The sequence below is a fragment of the Mycobacterium sp. NGS19 genome (assembly GCF_059813155.1).
Map to the genome: position 1 here is coordinate 104295 of NZ_JCALEB010000006.1, position 20620 is coordinate 124914.

A 20620-nucleotide genomic window follows, 5' to 3' on the forward strand; every position below is an offset into this window, starting at 1 on the left:
CCAAGTTTCGCCACGGGCGCCGACGCAACGTGCGGTGGTGTGAACGCATCAAGTGCCGGCTCACTGAGATCGGCCACGCGCATGCAAATTCGTCACAGTGACGTATGAAGGCGGTACGGCGCTAGAGCGCGCAGTCGGGTCGGCGAGGCTCGCGAAGGAAACGACTTGTCGCGGCTCCAATGGGCACCAGCGGTGCTGACCGTGACGGCGAGGCCTGCGTTACCTTTGCGACTTTCCGTTGTTGTGCTGGTCTTTCATGGTGGTCGGCCGTAGTCGGTGCCTTCAATGCAGCTCGGATAAACGCCGATAAGCCACATTATGTCAAGTTAACCTCGGCGTTTTCATCGGATGAATCACGCCTACCCTGACCGACCTGTCCGGTCTCAGAGAGAATAGGTAACCATGACATCGGGAAATGCCTTCAATAAGATTCCGCGCCCCGGTGGCACCGGTCAGCTGGCCGTACGTATGGTCTCACGCGTCGGTTACGGCGCGATGCAGCTGGAACGGCTGCACGACGAGCCCGCCGCAGCTGTCGCCCTGCTGTGCCGAGCGTTCGACCTCGGCGTAGACCACGTGGACACCGCCCAGTTCTACGGCGACGGCTTCGTCAACGGCCTCATTCGTGAGGCATTGCGATCCCAGTACGATGTCGTGGTCGCCAGCAAGGTCGGCGCTGTCTCCGACCCCGGCGGTCCATTTCCGCTGAAGGTGGCCCAGCGCCCCGAGGAACTGCGGGCCCAAGTCGAGAACAATCTTGCCTCACTCGGCCTGGAGCAGATCCCGGTGGTCAACCTGCGCCGCATGGACACTGGGATGACGATTCCTTACCCCGGCGACCAGGCGGTCGACATCGGCGACCAGATCGCCGAGCTGATCGCGCTACGCGACCAAGGCAAGATCGGGGCGATCGGGCTCAGCAGCGTGTCCCTGGACACACTGCGTCGCGCCTTGCCCGCAGGCATCGTGTGTGTGCAGAACCTCTATAGCCTCGTGGCCCGCGACGACGAGGACCTGCTCCACCTCTGCGAGGCAGAGCAGATCGCCTGGGTGCCCTACTTCCCCTTGGGCGGCGCGATGCCGGGTATGGCGAAGGTCACTGACGAGGCGGCCGTACTCGCCGTCGCCGAGCGCCTGGGATGCACCGCGGCACAGGTCGGGCTTGCCTGGTTGCTGCACCACAGCCCCCAGACCCTACTCATCCCCGGAACCGCCAGCGCAAGCCACCTCGAGGAAAACCTCGCTGCCGGAGCGATCACCCTCGATGAAAAGGCCCTCGCCGCGCTCGACGCGATCCCCGCACACCCGACCACCTCGCCGCCGCACCGCCAGGACTGAATGCGACCACATACCCGAGGGGAACCGGCGACCGTTCAACGCTTCTCCACTGCGGCGCCTGAACCCATTTCATTTGCGACATGCTGCGGCAAGTTTGATTGTGTGATGTCCCTTGCGACGAGGGAATACGGCGGGATCGAATATGGCGGATTACCGGTATGGTTCGTCGTATTACCGTGCAGTGCAACGTTTTTCGTTCGCTGACGACGATGATGAATACGCCGGTAAGCCCGTGGTGGCGTCAGGTAGGTCGCAGATCCCTTCCGGAGCCAAAATGTCTATAGAGGGCGGTTGAGACGCCTGGCTGCCGCGACAACGGCTGGATGGTCGAGGCTCAGATGCTCGAGTTCGACGAGCTTGGGCCGTTCCCAGCTGGCGATGACGGTCCAAGTCGGCCGGTGGGAGGACCACCCCCTCGCGACATCACCGTTCCAGGGTTGCCTACGATAGCCAAGCCTCCAATACCAATAGTTGGTACATTTGTCGTATGGGTAGGAACACCTCGTTCAGCCTGGATGAGCACTTCAATGCGTTTATCGAAGACGAGGTCGCATCAGGACGATACCGCTCGGCGAGCGACGTCGTACGCGCTGCGCTGCGGCTGCTCGAGGAACGCGAGACCCATCTAAATGCCCTCCGTGAGGCACTGGTAGCTGGTGAAAATAGCGGCGCGTCGACGCCGTTCGAGTTCGATGAGTTTGTGTCGCGGAAGCGCGCCAGAGAACCTCGCGGACGGTGAGCCGATATGTCCTGTCCCCTGCTGCCCAGGCTGATCTGGAGCAGATCTGGGACTACACCTGCGAACGGTGGAATGACGATCAGGCCGAAGCGTACGTGCGGGTGATTCAGCATGCGATTGAGCTTGTGGCGGACAACCCGCTAATTGGAAAGTCCTGCGACGAGGTTCGGGCCGGCTACCGACGGCATACGGCGGGATCACACACGCTTTATTACCGAGTTGGCGCCGGCGGAGGTCTCGTCGACGTGGTGCGCATCCTCCACAAACGCATGGATGTCGACCGGCACCTCGACTGACGCGCGGGCGCCATGACCACACCGTCGTATGCGCTCGACACGACGTTGCGCGCCCTGCTGCGCGAGCAGCGCTGCGCTCGTGCCACCTTCAACCTTCAACTCACGCGCACGCCATACGCTAAACGCGTCATCGATGGGTTGCGGCAATAGGAAGTCGCCGTGCCATGGCCGGCCTAACTACGGGCGTTGGAGACCGGCGTGGGCGAGCCAATCGCGGAACGACTGCAGCGCTGGATTGAGTCGGCGCACCGCAGCTAGATCTCGATCGCCGACGAAGCGGGCCGAGTTCTGCGCGTAGTACTGGAACATGTTGGCCATCTCGACGGCCCCTGGAAACCCCAGCGCACGGAACTGTTCCCAACTCATGGGTCGGTAGATGACCGGTTCGCCGAAGGCGTCGCTGAACGCCGACGCGTATTGTTCACCGGTCAGGTGATCACCGGCGATGCTCACCGTCTGGCCGATCAACTCTGCGCCGCGCTTGAAAATGCCCAACGCGGTTTTACCGATGTCGGCGACGGCGATGCCCGACAGCGGTTGGTCAGCCATCGGGAGGCTGAGTTCCAGCGTGCCGTCACCGGTCCGCGTCGGGCCGACGCCGCCGGCGAAGCTCTCGAAGAAGAACGTCGTGCGCAGGAAGGTCGTCGGGACGTCGTACTCGCGGAACAAGGCATCCGCCTCGGCCTTGGCGTCGAAGTGTGGCACCTTGTAGCGCCCCTCGACGGTCGGCACTTGGTCGTCGGCGCCCAAGACGTCGCGCGTGTCTTCCAGCGTCGACCAAATGACGTGCTTCACGCCGGCCTGCTTGGCTGCCAGCGCGGCGTTGTCGGCCTGCTGAAGTTCCATGTCGGCCCTGGTCCGTGCGGCGTCCTCTTCGGCGGTGCGTTCAGCCCAATAGTTGGTGACGACGAATGCGCCCTCGGCGCCGTCGAACGCTGCTCGCACGCTCGCCCCGTTATCGAGATCGGCCTCGACAACCTCGGCGCCTGCGGCCGCCAAGTCGCGCGCTTTCGCGGACCTGGCGCTGCGAGTGAGGACGCGCAGGCGATATTGCTGTGCGGGGTCGTCGAGGATGGCTCGGACGAGGCCACCGCCCTGCGATCCGGTGCCTCCGACGACGGCGATCAGTTTCTGCTCGGACATCATTACTCCCAATCTGTTGAGGGGTCGATGATTACGGCTACTGGCCGGGCACGAGGATGGTCTTGCCGTGCAGGCGGCCGGCATCGGATTCGTCGTGCACGGCCGCGGCCTGCGCGAGCGGGCGGCGGTGGGTGACCTCGATGCGCAACTGTCCGTCGTCGACGCGGCGCACCAGCTCGGCCAGTTGAGCGGCGTCGCTGCGCACGAAGACCCGCTGCGACCGGACGTTGCGCTCTGGGTTCTGCGGCCCGAAGACCATGGTGCCGACGTGGAAACCGCCGTCGGCGAGGACGCCGATCAGGGCGTTGGTCTGTTCGTCGGTGGTGGGAACCAGGTTGAGGAGGACGTCGAAGGGTGCGCCCTCGACCGAGACCGGGGATTGCGTGTAGTCGATGTAGTCCACGATCCGGTCGGCACCGTAGCCGCGCAGCCGGTCGGCATCGCGTTGTTTGGCGGTGGCCGTGACGACGGCCCCGGCCTGCTTGGCCAGTTGAATCGCGTAACCACCCACCGCGCCCGAGGCGCCGTTGATGAACACCGATTGGCCGCTGGTGAGGCCGGCTACCTCGAAGAGGGCCTGCCAGGCTGTCAACCCCGCTTCGGGCAGGGCGGCGGCGTCGGCGAGGTCGATTGACGTCGGGGCGGCTGCCAACGATTCGGCTGGGGCGATCGCGTACTCCGCGGCGGCGCCGTCGGCATCCAGCGGAAGGAACGCGACCACGGCATCACCCACATTCCAGCCCTGTACGCCCTCACCGATCTCGGCGATCGTCCCGGCCAGGTCGACACCGGGTATGTGCGGGAAGCTGATCGTGTACACCTCGGCCAGATAGCCGCCGCGGATACCAGCGTCCACCGGGTTGAACGAGGTGGCGGCAACCTTCACGAGCACCTGCTGGGGGCCCGGCACCGGGCGCGGGGCATCCTCGTATTCGAGTACGCCGCTGTCGCCATAGCGGTGGTATCGGACAGCCTTCATGTTTCCTCCTTGGTTAATGCTTCGAATCCGAAGCAATTGACATCCGTTTAACCGCTTCTATATCGAAGCAATTCCCGGGATCAGTGGCGTGCCGGAAACCGGCCGTACCGGGCCGCTGCGGCGATCAGGAGTTGCGCTGTCGGACGGGCATGTGGGTCGCGCTCCCGATCGGCAACGCCGAGCGGAACTGTCGATGCGTGCAGGCGCGGCCCGGCGCCCGAAAGACTCATCCCAGCAGCCGTGATCGTCGGATGCGGGCCGCCGGATCCACCGCGTCAGCGGTCGAAGTCGACGAATTGTGCGGCCGCGTCGCCGCGACATATGCCTCCGATTGCGAGGCATGGAGCTGCATGCGCTCACCCTACTAGTAGCGGAGGATTTCCTCCACTACAACGCCGCGGACGAAGCTAATGCACATGGTTCTTTGATTCTCCGACGTGCGACAACGCGGCGCCAGCTGTCAGTCACTTGCAGCGGCGATGCCACGCAGGAAGATCAACCGCTGTTCGGCCGCCGCGGCCGGCCAGTCCGGCACATTCGACATAGGGCGGGCCAGCATGGCCCCGAACCGAACGACGGCACCTGCGGTCACGTCCAGCCGTACGCTGCCGTCGCGATGGCCACGCGCAACAATCGCGCCCATCGTCTGATGCATCTGTTGGCGGAGTTCCGCCGATTCGGTGTCCTCGGTCATCGGTGCGCCGTGCAAGGGAAGAACCAGCTCGTCGCGATGGGCGAACGTTTGGCGCAGGAAGCGGGCGATGGCATCATGCCCTGTTTCGCCATGCGCCAACGCGTCTTTCGCCTCGGCGAGAATCAAGCGGTAGGCGCGTACTGCCATCGCTTCGAGGAGCGCCTCGCGGTTGGGGTACCTGCGGTAGAGCGTCCCGATACCCACACCAGCATCGGCCGCGATTTGCTCGAGGGGCACAAATCTTCCCTCCGCCAAGCCCGCGCGAATCGCCGCAGCGATGACCCGTTCAGCGTTCTGCGCAGCATCCTTTCGGAGCTTGCGAGGAGGCTGAGTGGACGCCATTTCGAGCAAGCGTAGTGCGACGGCCAGGACTTCTGAGGTCAAAGCGTGCCCGCGGTGCCCCATTCTTGCCCCGCCGAGCGTTCGTTCGAGTCCGACCGCCCTGTCGCTGCACGCGCCTCGGCCACCAACAGACGCTTCGAGGTTGAAGCACTATGCTGGCTACATGCCCGACGCCCTCGACGCCGCCGAGTTGCGGGCCTACTTCGCTCTCATGGAGACAGTGAGCCTTCTTCAGTATGCGGTGCGAGAGCAGTTGCAAGCCGACGGCAAGCTCAGCTACGTGCAGTTCGAAATCTTGGCCAAACTCGCCCACGCGGAGCATCCGTTGACCATGACCTCGTTGGCCGACGGTGTGGTGTACAGCCGATCTGGGCTCACCCATCAGGCCAAGCTGCTCGAGGATGAGGGCCTCATCACCCGAGCGACATCGCCAGACGACCAACGCGCGACAGTCGTCGATATCACCGAAAAGGGACGCGCCCTAGTCGCCAAGGTTCTACCCGGCCACATCAAGGTGGTACGCAAGCTACTGTTCGACGCTCTCGATCCCAGCGACGTGCACACTCTGGGACTCATGATGGAGAAAACCCGCGACCACATGCGTTCTCGCCCTCCTCGCTCCGTCGCAGCGCGAAAGAGCCGCGCCAGCGCATGACGAACCGTGTGATCGCAGTCGATGAATTCCCCGGGAGCACGGCGTCTCGCGTGGAAGCTGCATAGTGATTTTCGTCCCTAAATCAGACTGAAGCGGTCTTCGGGGCAGAACACGAACTACTCCCGCGATGAACTGCTTAATCGAATGTTCTTCGGCGCCGCGAATCTTCGCCGCGCCAAATAGGTCCGGTGCGCTCAGAGGTCCTCGTTCTCGGCACCTACTCTGACGGAGGGGTGCTCCTACTAGGCCCCGGTTCTGACGCACCACCCGGTGATCGCGTGGGGTTGATCTGTCAAGGGGTTAGTGAATACGGCTTCACCGGGAGAGCCCATCTACCCAACTTTTTCATGGGCAGCGATGCGGCAAGCGAGACCAGCAGCTCCGCTACTCCCCTAGTGTTTGCGACGGCTCGCAGCGCTTCGTGCGCGGTCATCGCGCGGCCGACCCGAATCGATTTGTGCTCAATCTGGTTGATGCCGGTCACCGGTACCCTCGGAGCATGCGCACCGACGACGACACCTGGGATATCACCACAAGCGTGGGTTCGACAGCGCTTTTCGTCGCCGCGGCAAGGGCTTTGGAGGCCAAGAAGGACCATCCGCTCGCCGTGGACCCATACGCCGAAGTGTTCTGCCGGGCGGTGGGCGGCCATTGGGCCGATGTTGTCGACGGCCGCGGCGACAGTAAGTTGCACAGCGAGTTCGGCAGGCACTTCATCGACTTTCAGGCCGCGCGGACCCGCTACTTCGATCGCTATCTCGCCGAAGCGGCCGCCGACGGGGCGCGGCAGGTGGTGATTCTCGCGGCCGGCTTGGACTCGCGGGCTTACCGGTTGAGCTGGCCGGAAGGGACAGTGATCTTCGAATTGGATCAGCCGCCGGTGCTGGATTTCAAACGTGAGGTGCTCGCCGAGCTCGGTGCATCACCGAACGCCGAGCGACGCGAGGTTGCGGTGGACTTGCGCCGAGACTGGCCGAACGCATTGCGTGCCAACGGCTTCGACGCTTCTGCACCGTCAGCGTTCTTGGCTGAGGGATTGCTGATCTACCTACCCGCGACTGCGCAGGAGCGGCTTTTCGCGGGCGTGGACGCGTCGTCCGCCCCAGGCAGCTATGTCGCGGTCGAAGAAGGCGAGCCGATGCCCGAGCAGGCATTCGAAGCAGCCAAGGCCGCCGAGCGAGCCGCTGGCGAGGACGGAACCTTCTTCACCTTGATCTACAACGAGCAGTGTGCACCCGCCGAGCAGTGGTTCGGTGCGCGGGGATGGAAGGCTATTACCACACCGCTCAGTGAGTTGTTGCAGCAGGCCGGCCGTGCCTTGCCAGGACCCGAATCGGAAGCCGCTCAAATGATTCGCTCCAATTCACTTGTCAGAGCGGTCAAGGGCGAGAAGCCCGATGGCCCAGCCGTGAACTGATGGCGGTGGGTTCCGACACGCCCCTACCACCGATCCGCACACAGAGGCTTAGCAGCTTCGAGAAGAGTTCTGGCAAGACGTCATGACCATCCTTGACTGCCGCGAGGTGCGTGCCCCGTGCCCGCCCTCGTCTTCGCGGATCTGCACGTGGTGATGTGCTGTGTGTCGTGCTCTGTCACCTGTGCGCGATGCGGGGCTGCGGTGTGACGAGGGAGTTGAACCCTCTGCACTGCCCTCCGTGCACCTGAAGACCGGCTTGGCCCGCCGGTCAGAGGCTTGTGCACGCCTCCGCGACGACTACCTGCTGCGACCTCGCATGCTCAATCCAGTAGATCCACCTCCCAGTTCGAGCGTTGAATCCGCACGTCCAGTTCACGAAGTTCCCGGGCCACCTGATCGGCTTGGGCCCGCAACTCGGCAACCGGCAACGCCGACAGCATCTTCAACTCTGACCGCAACTGCCGCGAATAACCCTGCTGATTGTTGCCGGAGGCCGCGTCCGCGGCTGCGTTGAGAACATGGTGACGCCAACGCAGCGCGTCCCGGCGAGCCAACGCGTCGGTCAGCGTTTCGTCCTCCCCTATCGTCGTGGCCGCGTTCGTGCGGTTGATTCGCCGGATCAGCGTTTCGTACTCGTTCAGCACGCCATCGACTTCGGCGAGTAAGGCCGCCGCATCCTCGGCCGGTTCTTCGCCCTCTTGATAACGCGCGCTTCCCACAATTCGTGCGCGCAACTGTTCGATACGGCGCACCGCATTCGCCCGCAGCGACAACGCCTCCGCCAACTTCACAACCTTCATCCCTTCACGTGGCAGTCGTGTGACCCGATTTCTCGTGGGCGGAACCATGATCATCGAGACCGAGGCAGTCAGCAAACGCAATTCCAGCCAGTGGTCCTCTGCCGCCCGCCTGGCTTTCCTTCGGCCCGACCACATTTGCTCTTTTCGCGGCGTGATACTCGAGAAAAGTATCGTAGTGTTTGCTGTGGGCTATCGGGCGCTCCGCTTGACACAGGGAGGACCGGATGACGGACTGGGAGGCGCAGCGGCTCCGGGTGAAGATGAGAATCGAGGCGGCCCAACAACGCCTTGAGCAACTACGCCAATTGCGCCATGAACTAGCCACCCGGCACGTCGATGCCAGCGATGCGAAAGCGGCGCGTCAGCAGTTGAAAGAGGCCCGGCGGCATGCAGCGGCAGCGCACTTGGCAGCAGCCCGGCAGCTCGAGCGATCGGCGAACGCCCATGAGTCTGCGGCGCGTGCGCATGATGTCGCCGCCGAAAACGCTGTCAATCACCTAGAGTTCATCTCGCACATACACGTTGCTGAAGTGCACCGCAGCGCCGCACGACGTGATCGCGAACTCGCCGCCGAGTACGAAGCGAATGCGCAACAGTGGCTCGACAGATCCAACGCCTGTCAGTCTTATTGATGAGAAACGAAACTCTCCGACACGCGTCGATCTCATTGCGGATTTTTCGGAAACGGCGAGAAAATGGCGCTGTTCGGTTTCAGCCGTTGTTCCCTGGGTTACCCGAACCGCATGTCAGCAAAGAAAACGTCAGTTACGCGGATGTTCGTCGCCGGCGCCGCCGTCACCGCGGTTGCCGGCATGCCCATGGCGGCCGTCGCCTGGGCTGATCCAGCGATCACTACCTCGGGCCTGGCCACCAGCAGCTTCGTTCTGGATCCACCTGGCTGCAATGACGCCGCGGGCGTCCCCTGCGGACCCGGGGTGAACGCGAATGTGCCTGGTGCGAACGCTAATGCCGGACCCGCTGGCGCCAACGCCGACGTGCCGGGTGCCGATGCGAGTGCTGGGCCGGGTGGCGTGAACGCCAACGCGCCGGGTTCCGAAGTGAGCGCCGGTCCTGACGGTGCCAATGCGAGTGTGCCGGGTGCCGATGCGAGTGCTGGGCCGGGTGGCGTGAACGCCAACGCCCCGGGTTCCGAAGTGAGCGCCGGTCCTGAAGGCGCCAATGCGAGTGTGCCGGGTGCCGACGCGAACGCCGGCCCGGGCGGCGCCAACGTCTGCATCAGCGGCTGGTGCGCTGGCGCCGGATAACTCGGCAGCTTCAGACCGAGCACGAAGCCGGACTCCGACTGTCGCCGACGACAGGAGGGGTCCGGCTTCATACTTGCAGTCGGCACGCTAGCAAACGTTTGTCGCTTCGCGAGAGCTGGTTCAGCAAACCGGCAAATCCGTTTCCGAAACGCGGACAACGGCAGACCAGCCGGAGTGCCGAATTCAGCTTTGCATAGTGAGCAAACACGAGGTGTAACCGAATACGCAGTCGGCGCGAAATTCAGCGTGAGTTCGTCAGCTGCCCGGCGGTGACCAGTGCACCACCTTCATCGCGGTCATCTCGTCGAGGAGTTCAGGCCCGAACCCGAATCCGCTGCCGCTGGCGCGTCTGGGTTCCGATGCGCCACCGGGTGCCCCGCCGAAAACAGCGTTGATCTTCACCGTGCCCACCGGCAGGCTGCGCCAAGCGGTCTGCGCATGGGCCATGTCCGCCGTCAGCACGGTGGCGGCCAGCCCGTACCGGTCGTGCGCGGCTTCGGTCAACGCGTCGTCGAAATTCTGGACCACTCGGACCGGCGCGACAGGGCCGAACGTCTCCTCCTGGAACACGAGCATGTCCGGCCTGCAGTCCACCAATACCGTTGGCGGATAGAACGATCCAGGGCCCGGGCGTGGTTCGCCTCCGACCAGCACTCGCGCGCCCCGGTCAACCGCATCGGTGACGTGCCGATGCACGAGATCACGCTGGCGTTCGTCTACCAGTGGCCCGATCCGATCTGACCACGCTCGCGCCTCGGCGACGAGTGCGTCGATGAACGCATCCGCGGCGCTCGCCACCACATAGATGCGTTCCACTGAGACGCAGATCTGCCCTGCGTTGGCGAACGCACCCAACGCGGCTTGCTGTGCGGCCCACCGCGGTTGGACGCCGGCGTCGACAATCAGTGGGTCATTGCCGCCATTCTCCAGCAGCGCCTTCGCACCGCGTTCCGCGCACGCCCGGGCGATATCCCGCCCGGTGGCGCTGCTGCCCACATGCGCCACGACGTCGACTCGCTCGTCGGCGGCCAACCGGGCGCCGACGGTTCCGTCGCCGTCGACGATTTCCAGCACGCCGTCGGGCAGGTGGGCGGCAAGCAACTCGGCAAAACGTCGGCCGGTACGCGGACACCGCTCACTTGGCTTGTGCACCACCGTGTTTCCGGTTACTAGAGCGGCGCCCAAAAGCCCAGCCGCGACGGCCACCGGGTCGTTCCACGGTGTCAAGACAGCCACGACGCCACGCGGTTCGGGGATCATGAGGTCGGTTGCGGCCCAGGCGCCTTGCAGCGTGTGTCCACGGTGCAAGGGCCCCAATTCGGAGTACTGCAACAGGGTGCCTGCGCCGGCCTCTACCCCGCCGAGCGCATCTTCGCGCAGCTTGCCGGTCTCGCGCTCGTTGAGCTCCGCGAGCTCTTCGGCGGCGGCCCGGACGGCCGCGGCAGCCTCGGCGACCGCGGATGCCCTCTCAGCCGGCGACGTGCGTGCCCACCCGTCGAACGCAGTGCGGGCGCGCGCGACGGCCTTGTCACACGTCGCGGCGTCGGCGATCGGCACCCGGGCCACGGTGTCGCCGGTGCGTGGGTCGAGGACTGTGACTTCCATCGTCTGCGGCACGCGTTCGTTTACCCCATGCCGGAATGATCAACACAACGTCCGACTGTCGATAGGTTGGGCGAAGACGACGAGTTCACGAGCGAAGTTGATGCCACCAGACAGTGACCACGCCCCGTTTCTGCTGTTGTCGATCCGCGGGGAAGACGAAGCAGCAGAGGACGAATACCACGCGATCATGCGCTTCACCGGACTCGACCAACGGGGTTTGCACCGGATCCGCCTGACCCATCAATCGCTAGGACAGATCGAACTCGACCAGTGGTCGGGCATCATCCTCGGCGGCGGTCCCTACAACGTCAGCGATCCGCCTGAGGCGAAAACCCCGACGCAACGACGCGTCGAATCCGAACTACTGCCGCTCATTGCCGAAGCCGTGGATCGCGACTTCCCGTTCTTGGGATGCTGTTACGGCGTCGGCACGCTGGGGTCGGTTATCGGCGCGACTGTCGACCGCACCTACACCGAACCCGTCGGAGCGGTGACCGTCAGGCTGACACCCGCCGGTCGGCGCGATCCGCTGTTCGAGGACGTGCCCGACGCATTCGACGCCTTCGGGGGTCACAAGGAAGCGGCCACATCACTCCCCTCTCGAGCGGAATGCCTGGCCTATTCGCCCGATTGCCCGGTGCAGGCCTTCCGCGTGGGCAGGAATGTGTACGCCACGCAGTTCCACCCGGAACTCGACTTCGGCGGGATGTGCACGCGAATCGACGTCTACAAGAATTACGGCTACTTCGATCCAGATGCGGCCGAGGCGCTGAAAGTCCAAGCGCGCCAACGTGATATCAAGCATCCGCCGGCCATCTTGCGCAGATTCGTCCAGCGCTACGCGCGGCGCAGCTGACTCGGTGCGCCTTCGCCCGACACGGCGTCAGACTTAGTCTTGACTGATTCCAGAAAAGGGGCAATATTGTCTGCGTGTCCCCGACACCGGATTACACGGAGCAGCTGCGCATGGCAGAGCTGCGGGTGACCCGTCCGCGCCTCGCCGTGCTGGAAGCTGTGCACGCCCACCCTCATGCCGACACGGAAACGATCTTCTCCGCGGTGCGCGGCGCGCTGCCGGAGGTGTCCCGGCAGGCCGTCTACGACGTGCTGCACGCCCTCACCAGCGCAGGCCTGATTCGGCGAATCCAGCCGTCCGGCTCCGTCGCCCGCTATGAGTCCCGCGTCGGTGACAACCACCACCACGTCGTCTGCCGATCCTGCGGGGTCATCGCAGACGTCGACTGTGCCGTCGGCGAGGCGCCGTGCCTCACCGCCTCAGACGACAACGGCTTCGTCCTCGACGAGGCCGAGGTCATCTACTGGGGCCTGTGCCCCGACTGCTCGACCTCCGCATCACCCGGATCACACCCGTGATCACAGCCCGATCCACCTAACCCCGAAAGGAACGCTGTGTCCGACACATCCGACGCCCGCCCGCCGTACTCGAAGGGCGATTCGCACGACAAGAGCGAGAGCGAAAACCCGATGATCAGCTCGCCTGAGCCCAAAGCTCATGCGCCGCTGAAGAATCAGGACTGGTGGCCCAATCAGGTCGACGTCTCGGTGCTGCACGCGCAGACTGAGAAGGCCAATCCGTTGGGCGCGGACTTCGACTACAAGGAGGAGTTCAAGAAGCTCGACGTCGAGGCGCTCAAGCGTGACCTCATCGAGGTGATGACCACCTCGCAGGACTGGTGGCCCGCCGACTACGGCCACTACGGCGGCCTGTTCATCCGCATGAGCTGGCACGCCGCGGGCACGTACCGCATTCACGACGGCCGCGGCGGCGGCGGCCAGGGTGCGCAGCGCTTTGCGCCACTCAACAGCTGGCCCGACAACGCCAACCTCGACAAGGCGCGCAGGCTGCTGTGGCCCATCAAGCAGAAGTACGGCAACAAGATCTCCTGGGCGGACCTGCTGGTGCTGGCCGGCAACGTGGCCCTGGAGTCCATGGGATTCAAGACCGCCGGCTTCGCCTTCGGCCGTGAAGACATCTGGGAGCCCGAGGAAACACTGTGGGGCTTCGAGGACACCTGGTTGGGCACCGACAAGCGGTACTCCGGTGACCGCGAGCTCGCCGAGCCGTTCGGCGCGACCACGATGGGCCTGATCTACGTGAACCCGGAGGGCCCGGAAGGCGAGCCGGATCCGATCAAGGCGGCCTACGACATCCGCGAGACATTCGGCCGGATGGCGATGAACGACGAGGAGACCGCCGCGCTGATCGTCGGTGGCCACACGTTCGGCAAGACCCACGGCGCCGGTGACGCCGACCTGGTCGGGCCTGAGCCGGAAGCTGCGCCGATCGAGCAGCAACAGCTCGGCTGGAAGAGCGCCTACGGCACCGGTGTAGGCAAGGACGCGATCACCAGCGGTCTGGAAGTTGTCTGGACCCCCACCCCGACGAAGTGGGACAACAGCTTCCTGGAGACGCTGTACGGCTACGAGTGGGAGCTCACCAAGAGCCCGGCAGGCGCGTGGCAGTACGTCGCCAAGGACGCCGAGGAGATCATTCCCGATCCCTTCGACCCGTCGAAGAAGCGCAAGCCGACCATGCTGGTCACCGACCTGTCGATGCGATTCAGCCCGATTTACGCCGACATCACGCGGCGCTGGCTCGACCACCCCGAGGAACTCGCCGATGCGTTCGCCAAGGCGTGGTTCAAGCTGCTCCACCGCGACATGGGGCCGGTCTCGCGTTACCTGGGCCCGTGGGTGCCACAGGAGACCTACGTCTGGCAGGACCCGGTGCCCGCCGTCGATCACCCGTTGATCGACGAGCAGGACATCGCCGAGCTGAAGACCAAGGTTCTGGAGTCAGGCCTGTCGGTGGCGCAGTTGGTCAAGACGGCATGGGCGGCGGCCGCGAGCTTCCGCGGAACCGACAAGCGCGGCGGTGCCAACGGGGCGCGCATTCGCCTTGAGCCGCAAAAGAATTGGGAGGTCAACGAGCCGGCCGAGCTCGCCAAGGTGCTGCCTGTGCTCGAGAAGATCCAGCAGGACTTCAACGGTTCCGCCGAGGGCGGCAAGAAGGTCTCGCTGGCCGATCTGATCGTGCTCGCCGGCTCCGCCGCGGTGGAGAAGGCCGCGAAGGACGCCGGGTTCGACGTCACAGTGCCGTTCGCGCCGGGCCGCACCGACGCCACCCAGGAGCAGACCGACGTGGAGTCGTTCGCGATCCTGGAGCCGCGCGCCGACGGTTTCCGCAACTACATCCGCCCGGATGAGAAGACGCAGGTGGAGCGGCTGCTGGTGGACCGCGCGTACATGCTGAACCTGACCGCTCCGGAGCTGACGGTTCTGATCGGCGGTCTGCGGGTTCTCGGTGCCAACTACGCCGGCACCAAGCACGGTGTGTTCACCGACCGCCCGGGCGTGTTGAGCAACGACTTCTTCGTCAACCTGCTCGACATGGCCACCGAGTGGAAGGGCGGTCACGCGGAGAACGTCTACGAAGGCCGCGACCGAGCGTCGGGTCAGGTCAAGTGGACCGCCACCGCCAACGACCTGGTGTTCGGTTCGCACTCGCAACTGCGCGCGCTGGCTGAGGTCTACGCACAGGAGGACTCGAAGGAGAAATTCGTGCGCGACTTCGTCAAGGCGTGGGTCAAGGTGATGAACAACGATCGGTTCGATCTCCGCTGACCCGGGCGACTCTCGGCACCCCGCGGGCTGTACGGCTCGCGGGGTGCCGTGTCTTTGCGGTAAGGCGAGGCGACATCACGACCTCTGGCCGTCGAAGCTTGCCGGCGCCGGTATTGTCTGACGTTGTCAGCCGAAGAGTGGTCAAAGCGCGGCCCCGCGACGTGGACGTAAAGGACATGATGTATGCGCGCGCTGCATGACCCGGAACCGGTGCCAGTGGCCAATCCGGCCGACCCTTCCTCACCGTTGTCGGTGTTGTTGGTCGAGGACGACCGGGCCGACGCGTTGCTCGTCGAGGAGTTGATCGCCGACGCCGGCGCAGACATCCGCGTGTCATGGGCGAAATCCATGGCGGATGCCAGTCGGGAGCTTCAACGCACTCGCCCCGATTGCGTGCTGTTGGACCTGAACCTGCCCGATGCCGACGGCATCACCGCGCTGGACCGCATTTGCGAACAGGACGCCACCTTGCCGATCGTCGTGCTCACCGGGCTGATCGACGAACACTTCGGCGTCTCGGCGGTGGCCTCAGGCGCCCAGGACTACCTCGTCAAAGGCCGGGTCGAACCGGAGATGCTGCGACGGTCGCTGCTGTATGCGATCGAGCGCAAGCGCGCCGAGCTGACCGCGGTTGACTTGCACGCCAGCCAGCTTCGCGCCCGGGAGAACGCGCGGCTGGAACGCGGGCTGCTGCCCTCTCCCCTGCTGCTCGACGACCCCGGCGTGAACATCGTCGCCAAATACCGGCCCAGCCGCGAGAACGCGCTACTGGGCGGCGACTTCTACGACTTCGTCCAGACTCCCGACCGCACCGTGCACGTGATGATCGGCGACGTGGCCGGCCACGGGCCCGACGAGGCGGCGCTCGGAGTCGCACTGCGAATCGCTTGGCGCACATTGACATTCACCGGGTTGCGAGGAGCCGACCGGATGCGGCAGTTGGAACGGATCCTGCACGCAGAACGAGCCGGAAGAGGCACCTTTGCGACCGTGTTGAGCTTGGCCATCCCACCCGAGAGCCCGACGATCACCGCGGTGCGCGCCGGTCACCCCGGGATGCTGCTGCATGGCGGCGGAACCGTGGAATGGGTGGAGCCGCCCGGCGGCCCGGCTCTTGGCCTGCATACCGGCGACTGGCAGCCCCAACAGGTCGAACTGCCACCCGGCAAGGGACTTGTGTTGCTGACCGACGGACTCTTCGAAGGCCACTCCGGGGAAGGCAACGAACGTCTCGGCGAGGAGGGACTACTCGAACTCGCCCGCTCCCTCGCGGCGCTGCCCGGCCCCGAGTTCGTCGAGGCGCTCATCGACGAGGCCGAGCAGCGTGCGCAGGGGCACGGCGGGCTGACCGACGACATTGCGGTGGTACGGGTGGAGCGGACGACCGCGTGACCGCCCCCTCGTCGGTGCCCGGCACGGCGTCCGATATGCCCGCCAGGCGCAGATCCCAGCTCACCGTGCAGACGTGGCAGAACATCGTGCTGTCGGCGATGGGCGTCGTCGTCATCGCGGGCATCGTCGCCGTCGCCCTGTTGCTGCATCGCACCGACCAGGTCTCCAGAGAGCTGATCGACGACATCCAGCCGGCACGGGTGGCCGCCTATCAACTGCAAGCGGCTTTGCGTGATCAAGAGACCGCCGTGCGTGGCTATCTGTTGGCCGCTGATCGGCAGTTCCTCGAGCCCTATTACGCGGGACAACGCGCGGAATCCGAGGCCGCCGAAGCGATTCGGCAGGAGGTGGGAAACCGCCCCGAGCTGATCGCCGATCTCGATGCGATCGAACGAGCCTCCGCCGGGTGGCGGGCCCGCTACGCCGAACCGCTCATCGCACAGGTGACACCGGGCACAGCAACGGTGGTCAAAAGTGATGCCGCGGAGCGTGGCAAGGCCGAATTCGACCGCATGCGTGCAATGTTCGCCGCCCAAAACGACCATCTGGGCGCGGTGCGCACGGACGGCGTGCACCAGCTGGACCAGATAAGGGCCTGGCGTGACAGGGTCTTGGTGGTCTTGGTCGCCGCGTTTCTGCTCACGGCGGTACTGCTGGCGGTGTTGATGCGACGGGCGGTGACCCAGCCGTTGGCTGCGCTCGCGGCGGCGTGCCGGCGGATCACCGAGGGCAACTTCGGCGAAAAGATCACTCCCCGTGGCCCCCGAGACATCCGGAGCATCGCGATCGACGTGCAGAACATGCGTCAGCGGATCGTCGACGAACTGGAGGCGTCGCGGGCCGCCCAGGAAGCGCTAGACGAGCAGGCTGTGGAGCTTCGGCGCTCCAACGCAGAGCTCGAGCAATTCGCCTACGTCGCATCGCACGATCTGCAGGAGCCGCTGCGGAAAGTCGCGTCGTTCTGCCAATTGCTGGAGAAGCGCTACGGCGACAAGCTCGACGAGCGCGGCAAGGAATACATCCAATTCGCCGTGGACGGCGCCAAACGGATGCAGGTGCTGATCAACGACCTCTTGACCTTCTCACGCGTGGGCCGTCTCAACGCGCGGCAGACGGACGTCGACCTCAACGCCTCTCTGGACACCGCCCTGGCCAATCTCGCGACCACGATCGAGGAGACGGGTGCGCAGATCGTGCGCCCTTCGGTCCGGCTGCCGCACATCACCGGAGACCCGACGTTGCTCGCGATGCTGTGGCAGAACCTGATCGGCAACGCCGCCAAATTCCGCCGCGAGAGCGTCGCGCCCCGGATCGTCGTCGAATGCGAGCAACGCGACGGCGAATGGCTGTTCAGCGTGACCGACAACGGCATCGGAATCGCTGAAGAGTTCGCCGACAAGGTGTTCGTGATCTTCCAGCGGCTGCATGGCCGTGACGCCTACGCGGGCACCGGCATCGGGCTGGCGCTGTGTAAGAAGATCGTCGAGTACCACGGCGGCGACATTTGGATCGACACGTCCTACACCGCCGGAACGCGCTTCCGCTTCACCCTGCCCACCATGACCGACACCGTGGACCAGATGGCCGCGGCCGCCCCGGAAGGAACATCGCAATGACAACGGCTGGTCGACCCATCGACGTGTTGCTGGTCGAAGACGATCCCGGTGACGAGCTGATCACCCGAGAAGCGTTCGAGCACAACAAGATCAAGAACAATCTTCATGTGGCCCACGATGGTGAAGAAGGTCTCGACTTCCTCTACCGTCGCGGTCCCTACCAGGATGCGCCGCGGCCCGACCTGATCCTGCTCGACTTGAATCTGCCGAAGTACGACGGGCGTCAGCTGCTGGAGCAGATCAAGTCCGACCCTGACCTCAGCCACATCCCCGTCGTCGTACTGACGACGTCGTCGGCCGAAGAGGACATCCTGCGCAGCTACAAGTTGCACGCCAACGCCTACGTCACCAAGCCGGTCGATCTCGACCAATTCATGAACGCGGTGCGCCAGATCGACGAGTTCTTCGTCCAGGTCGTCCGGCTGCCGCAGCGGTGAGGGCTGTCGCGGGAGTCTTTTCTTAGCAAGCAGTTAGACGCTGCTGCTGCTCACCTTAGTTTTCCGCATTAGCGTTGCGGCAAATAACCGCATCGAGAATGGGGTCCGCTGATGACCGCCACGATCATCACGTCGGCGTTCGGCGACACGTCGCCATTCGACAATGCCGCGTTCCAGTGCAACGGCGCGTACATTCGCGCCCACTACCGTCACCTCGCGACGGTGGTGTCGGTCGAGGGTCGCATCGACGCCGCCAATGCCGAAGACGTGTGGGAATACACCCGACGTTTCGTATTGGCCAAAGACCCGCTTGTTCTGGATTTGACCGACGTCAAGGTCTTTGCGGCCGAAGGCATTTCCTTTCTGTCGGCGCTTGCGGCTGACTGCCTTGCGGCCGGTGTGGAATGCACGTTGGTGCCCGGCGACGTGATCGCCGACCCGCGCCGCGATTTCTACGACGAGTCACCGCTTCCGATGGCCGGCTCCGTGCACGAGGCTTTGCACTTCTACGCCGACGCGATTGCAACGCGACGTCAGATGATGCTGCCGCTGATCAAGAAATCGGCGTAGCCACACATCCCCCGGCCTGCGGCAGCCGAGCTGGCCGGCTGCGAAAATGGCTTGGTGCAGACAGCACCCCACATCCAAGGTCGCGTGTGGCGTTCGGGTAAACCCCAGGACGCTTTCGAGTTCGACAAGATCTCCGAATACCTCGACGAGACCGACACACTGGTATGGGCCGACCTCTGCGATCCAGACCATCCCGCGTTGTGTGAGCTGGCGGAGGAACTGGGCCTCAACAGCTGGGCCGTGGAAGACGCCGTAGCGGCCGCGGAGCGGGTGAAAACCACGGTCTACGGCTCGCACACGTTCTTCACCGTCTACGCGGTCCAAGTCGTCGCACGCTCAAACGACCGGCCGCAGATGTTGTCGATGCACCGGATTTCCGCGTTCGTGCTGCCGCAGGGATTGATCACGGTGCGTTTGACACCCGACTTCGACATGGAGCCGGTGATCCGCCGGTGGGACGAGATCGGTGGCCAGCAATACGGTGTCGGCGCTCTGGTGCACGGATTGCTGGATGTGGTGGTCGACAGCCATTTCGACGCGGTCGAGGCGCTCGACGACTGCATCGAGGGCATCGAGGACGAACTGTTCGACGACAGGGCTCGCAAGAGCAACTTCCAGCGCCGGACCTTCCAGATGCGCCGCGATCTGGTCAACCTGCGCCGGGTGGCCCTACCGATGCGGGAGGTGGTCAACTCCATCCAGCATCGGCGTGTCGACGTGCAGGCCGGCCATGAACTCGATCCGCTCTACGCCGACTTGTACGACCACGTCCTGAGAGTGTCGGAATGGACCGAGTCGCTGCGCGACATGATCACGACGATCTTCGAGACGAATCTGTCGCTGCAAGACGCGAGGCTCAACACGATCATGAAGAAGTTGACGGGGTGGGCGGCCATCATCGCGGTGCCTACCGCGATCACCGGTTTCTACGGTCAAAACGTCCCCTACCCCGGCTTTGGTGTGATCTCGGGATTCATTGCCAGCAGCGTGTTGATCGTCGTGCTCATGACGGTGCTGTACGTCATGTTCCGGCGCCGCGACTGGCTGTGAGCTCAGGACGCCAGGGAGCGTCGATCTCGCTGAAGGCGGCCCGACGCGTACCCTGTTGCGTTATGGGGTGGACAAAGCCATCGATGGTCGCCGCCGCGCTTATGGCGTGGTGCCTTTCTGCTGGTCTGGCGGGCGCAGACCCGACCGGCCCGCTGCCTGGACCGCCGCCAGGCCCGCTGCCGGGACCTCCGCCAGAGGTCGCCCCGTCGGCAGCCGCGGCACCGCCGGCAGGGGCCGCCCCGTCGGCAGGGGCAGCCCCAGAGGCACCCGCCGGTCCCAAGACAGTAATTAACCACGACGGCAGCTATGCCGTCGGAACCGACATCATGCCCGGCAATTACGCATCTGCCGGCCCGGTCGCCAACGGCACCTGCTACTGGAAGCGACTCGGCGCTGATGGCAGCATCATCGACAACGCGTTGAGCAAGAAGCCGCAAGTCGTTCACATCGATCAGGGCGATCAAACCTTCAAGACCAGCGGCTGTCAGGCCTGGCAGCTCACCGACGCGGCGCCGCCCGCTGCCGTCCCACCGGCTGTCGCCGGCGCGCAGCTGCAGGGCATCCTCGGCGACATCACTGCCCGCGCTGGTCGGCCACCGGGCAGCTAGACCGAAAGCCCCTGCGGGCGTTGATCTTT

21 protein-coding genes are annotated in these 20620 nt (G+C 64.7%); 16 read left to right on the plus strand and 5 right to left on the minus strand.

The features are described from left to right. Positions 1 to 402 precede the first annotated feature (402 nt). The 3 genes from AC5Y4N_RS17785 to AC5Y4N_RS17795 all read left to right on the plus strand — a co-directional run bounded on the left by AC5Y4N_RS17785 (position 403) and on the right by AC5Y4N_RS17795 (position 2373). Complete coding sequence (locus AC5Y4N_RS17785) at positions 403 to 1338, plus strand: aldo/keto reductase (RefSeq protein WP_499913893.1); 936 nt, start codon at positions 403 to 405, stop codon at positions 1336 to 1338. 487 nt (positions 1339 to 1825) lie between these two features. Then, a complete protein-coding gene (locus AC5Y4N_RS17790; RefSeq protein WP_499908198.1) occupies positions 1826 to 2077 on the plus strand; it encodes a type II toxin-antitoxin system ParD family antitoxin in 252 nt (83 codons plus the stop codon). Then, on the plus strand, positions 2074 to 2373 hold the full coding sequence (locus AC5Y4N_RS17795) for a type II toxin-antitoxin system RelE/ParE family toxin (RefSeq protein WP_499908200.1): 300 nt from the start codon (positions 2074 to 2076) through the stop codon (positions 2371 to 2373). The genes AC5Y4N_RS17790 and AC5Y4N_RS17795 overlap by 4 nt, the downstream gene beginning before the upstream one ends. Positions 2374 to 2550: 177 nt before the next feature. Here AC5Y4N_RS17795 and AC5Y4N_RS17800 read toward each other — a convergent pair whose 3' ends face one another. From AC5Y4N_RS17800 to AC5Y4N_RS17810, 3 genes are all read right to left on the minus strand, one after another. Continuing rightward, positions 2551 to 3516, minus strand: coding sequence for an NmrA family NAD(P)-binding protein (locus AC5Y4N_RS17800; protein ID WP_499908204.1), 966 nt, complete (start codon positions 3514 to 3516; stop codon positions 2551 to 2553). Positions 3517 to 3553: 37 nt separating this feature from the next. After that, the gene (locus AC5Y4N_RS17805) at positions 3554 to 4495 is read right to left on the minus strand and encodes an NADP-dependent oxidoreductase (RefSeq protein WP_499908206.1); all 942 of its coding nucleotides are present in this window, start codon (positions 4493 to 4495) and stop codon (positions 3554 to 3556) included. A 460-nt stretch (positions 4496 to 4955) separates the two neighbouring features. Next, positions 4956 to 5594: a TetR/AcrR family transcriptional regulator gene (locus AC5Y4N_RS17810; protein WP_499913895.1), complete on the minus strand. Its 639-nt coding sequence runs from the start codon at positions 5592 to 5594 to the stop codon at positions 4956 to 4958. A 100-nt stretch (positions 5595 to 5694) separates the two neighbouring features. On the opposite strand from AC5Y4N_RS17810, the gene AC5Y4N_RS17815 reads away from it, so the two are divergent. After that, positions 5695 to 6186 (plus strand): MarR family winged helix-turn-helix transcriptional regulator, encoded by a 492-nt coding sequence (locus AC5Y4N_RS17815; protein WP_499908208.1) that lies wholly within the window; start codon positions 5695 to 5697, stop codon positions 6184 to 6186. Positions 6187 to 6685: 499 nt separating this feature from the next. Beyond that, positions 6686 to 7603: a class I SAM-dependent methyltransferase gene (locus AC5Y4N_RS17820; protein ID WP_499908210.1), complete on the plus strand. Its 918-nt coding sequence runs from the start codon at positions 6686 to 6688 to the stop codon at positions 7601 to 7603. 320 nt (positions 7604 to 7923) lie between these two features. On the opposite strand, the gene AC5Y4N_RS17825 is transcribed toward AC5Y4N_RS17820, so the two are convergent. Next, positions 7924 to 8394 (minus strand): DIP1984 family protein, encoded by a 471-nt coding sequence (locus AC5Y4N_RS17825; RefSeq protein WP_499908697.1) that lies wholly within the window; start codon positions 8392 to 8394, stop codon positions 7924 to 7926. Positions 8395 to 8627: 233 nt separating this feature from the next. Here AC5Y4N_RS17825 and AC5Y4N_RS17830 point away from each other — a divergent pair, with 233 nt between their 5' ends. Both AC5Y4N_RS17830 and AC5Y4N_RS17835 read left to right on the plus strand, forming a co-directional pair. Then, a complete protein-coding gene (locus tag AC5Y4N_RS17830; RefSeq protein ID WP_499908212.1) occupies positions 8628 to 9035 on the plus strand; it encodes a hypothetical protein in 408 nt (135 codons plus the stop codon). A 111-nt stretch (positions 9036 to 9146) separates the two neighbouring features. Further along, the gene (locus AC5Y4N_RS17835) at positions 9147 to 9668 is read left to right on the plus strand and encodes a hypothetical protein (protein ID WP_499908214.1); all 522 of its coding nucleotides are present in this window, start codon (positions 9147 to 9149) and stop codon (positions 9666 to 9668) included. Between the two features lie 255 nt (positions 9669 to 9923). Here the strand turns inward: AC5Y4N_RS17835 and AC5Y4N_RS17840 are convergent, their stop codons facing one another. Beyond that, the gene (locus AC5Y4N_RS17840; RefSeq protein WP_499940538.1) at positions 9924 to 11273 is read right to left on the minus strand and encodes an aldehyde dehydrogenase family protein; all 1350 of its coding nucleotides are present in this window, start codon (positions 11271 to 11273) and stop codon (positions 9924 to 9926) included. A gap of 100 nt (positions 11274 to 11373) precedes the next feature. On the opposite strand from AC5Y4N_RS17840, the gene AC5Y4N_RS17845 reads away from it, so the two are divergent. From AC5Y4N_RS17845 to AC5Y4N_RS17885, 9 genes are all read left to right on the plus strand, one after another. Then, positions 11374 to 12129 carry a glutamine amidotransferase gene (locus tag AC5Y4N_RS17845; RefSeq protein ID WP_499908219.1) on the plus strand — a complete coding sequence of 252 codons (756 nt, stop codon included), beginning with the start codon at positions 11374 to 11376 and terminating at the stop codon, positions 12127 to 12129. 74 nt (positions 12130 to 12203) lie between these two features. Then, the gene (locus AC5Y4N_RS17850) at positions 12204 to 12647 is read left to right on the plus strand and encodes a Fur family transcriptional regulator (protein WP_499908222.1); all 444 of its coding nucleotides are present in this window, start codon (positions 12204 to 12206) and stop codon (positions 12645 to 12647) included. Positions 12648 to 12683: 36 nt separating this feature from the next. Further along, the gene (katG, locus tag AC5Y4N_RS17855; protein WP_499908224.1) at positions 12684 to 14918 is read left to right on the plus strand and encodes a catalase/peroxidase HPI; all 2235 of its coding nucleotides are present in this window, start codon (positions 12684 to 12686) and stop codon (positions 14916 to 14918) included. A gap of 183 nt (positions 14919 to 15101) precedes the next feature. Further along, positions 15102 to 16310, plus strand: coding sequence for a PP2C family protein-serine/threonine phosphatase (locus AC5Y4N_RS17860; protein ID WP_499908226.1), 1209 nt, complete (start codon positions 15102 to 15104; stop codon positions 16308 to 16310). A gap of 35 nt (positions 16311 to 16345) precedes the next feature. Next, positions 16346 to 17926 carry a sensor histidine kinase gene (locus AC5Y4N_RS17865; protein ID WP_499908699.1) on the plus strand — a complete coding sequence of 527 codons (1581 nt, stop codon included), beginning with the start codon at positions 16346 to 16348 and terminating at the stop codon, positions 17924 to 17926. Further along, positions 17923 to 18363: a response regulator gene (locus AC5Y4N_RS17870; RefSeq protein WP_499908230.1), complete on the plus strand. Its 441-nt coding sequence runs from the start codon at positions 17923 to 17925 to the stop codon at positions 18361 to 18363. Before AC5Y4N_RS17865 ends, AC5Y4N_RS17870 begins: the two co-directional genes overlap by 4 nt. Before the next feature lie 111 nt (positions 18364 to 18474). Then, positions 18475 to 18933: an STAS domain-containing protein gene (locus tag AC5Y4N_RS17875; RefSeq protein WP_499908234.1), complete on the plus strand. Its 459-nt coding sequence runs from the start codon at positions 18475 to 18477 to the stop codon at positions 18931 to 18933. Between the two features lie 54 nt (positions 18934 to 18987). Next, a complete protein-coding gene (locus AC5Y4N_RS17880; RefSeq protein ID WP_499908237.1) occupies positions 18988 to 19983 on the plus strand; it encodes a magnesium transporter CorA family protein in 996 nt (331 codons plus the stop codon). 62 nt (positions 19984 to 20045) lie between these two features. Beyond that, the gene (locus AC5Y4N_RS17885) at positions 20046 to 20591 is read left to right on the plus strand and encodes an Rv1352/Rv1906c domain-containing protein (RefSeq protein WP_499908239.1); all 546 of its coding nucleotides are present in this window, start codon (positions 20046 to 20048) and stop codon (positions 20589 to 20591) included. The last annotated feature ends 29 nt before the right edge of the window (positions 20592 to 20620 follow it).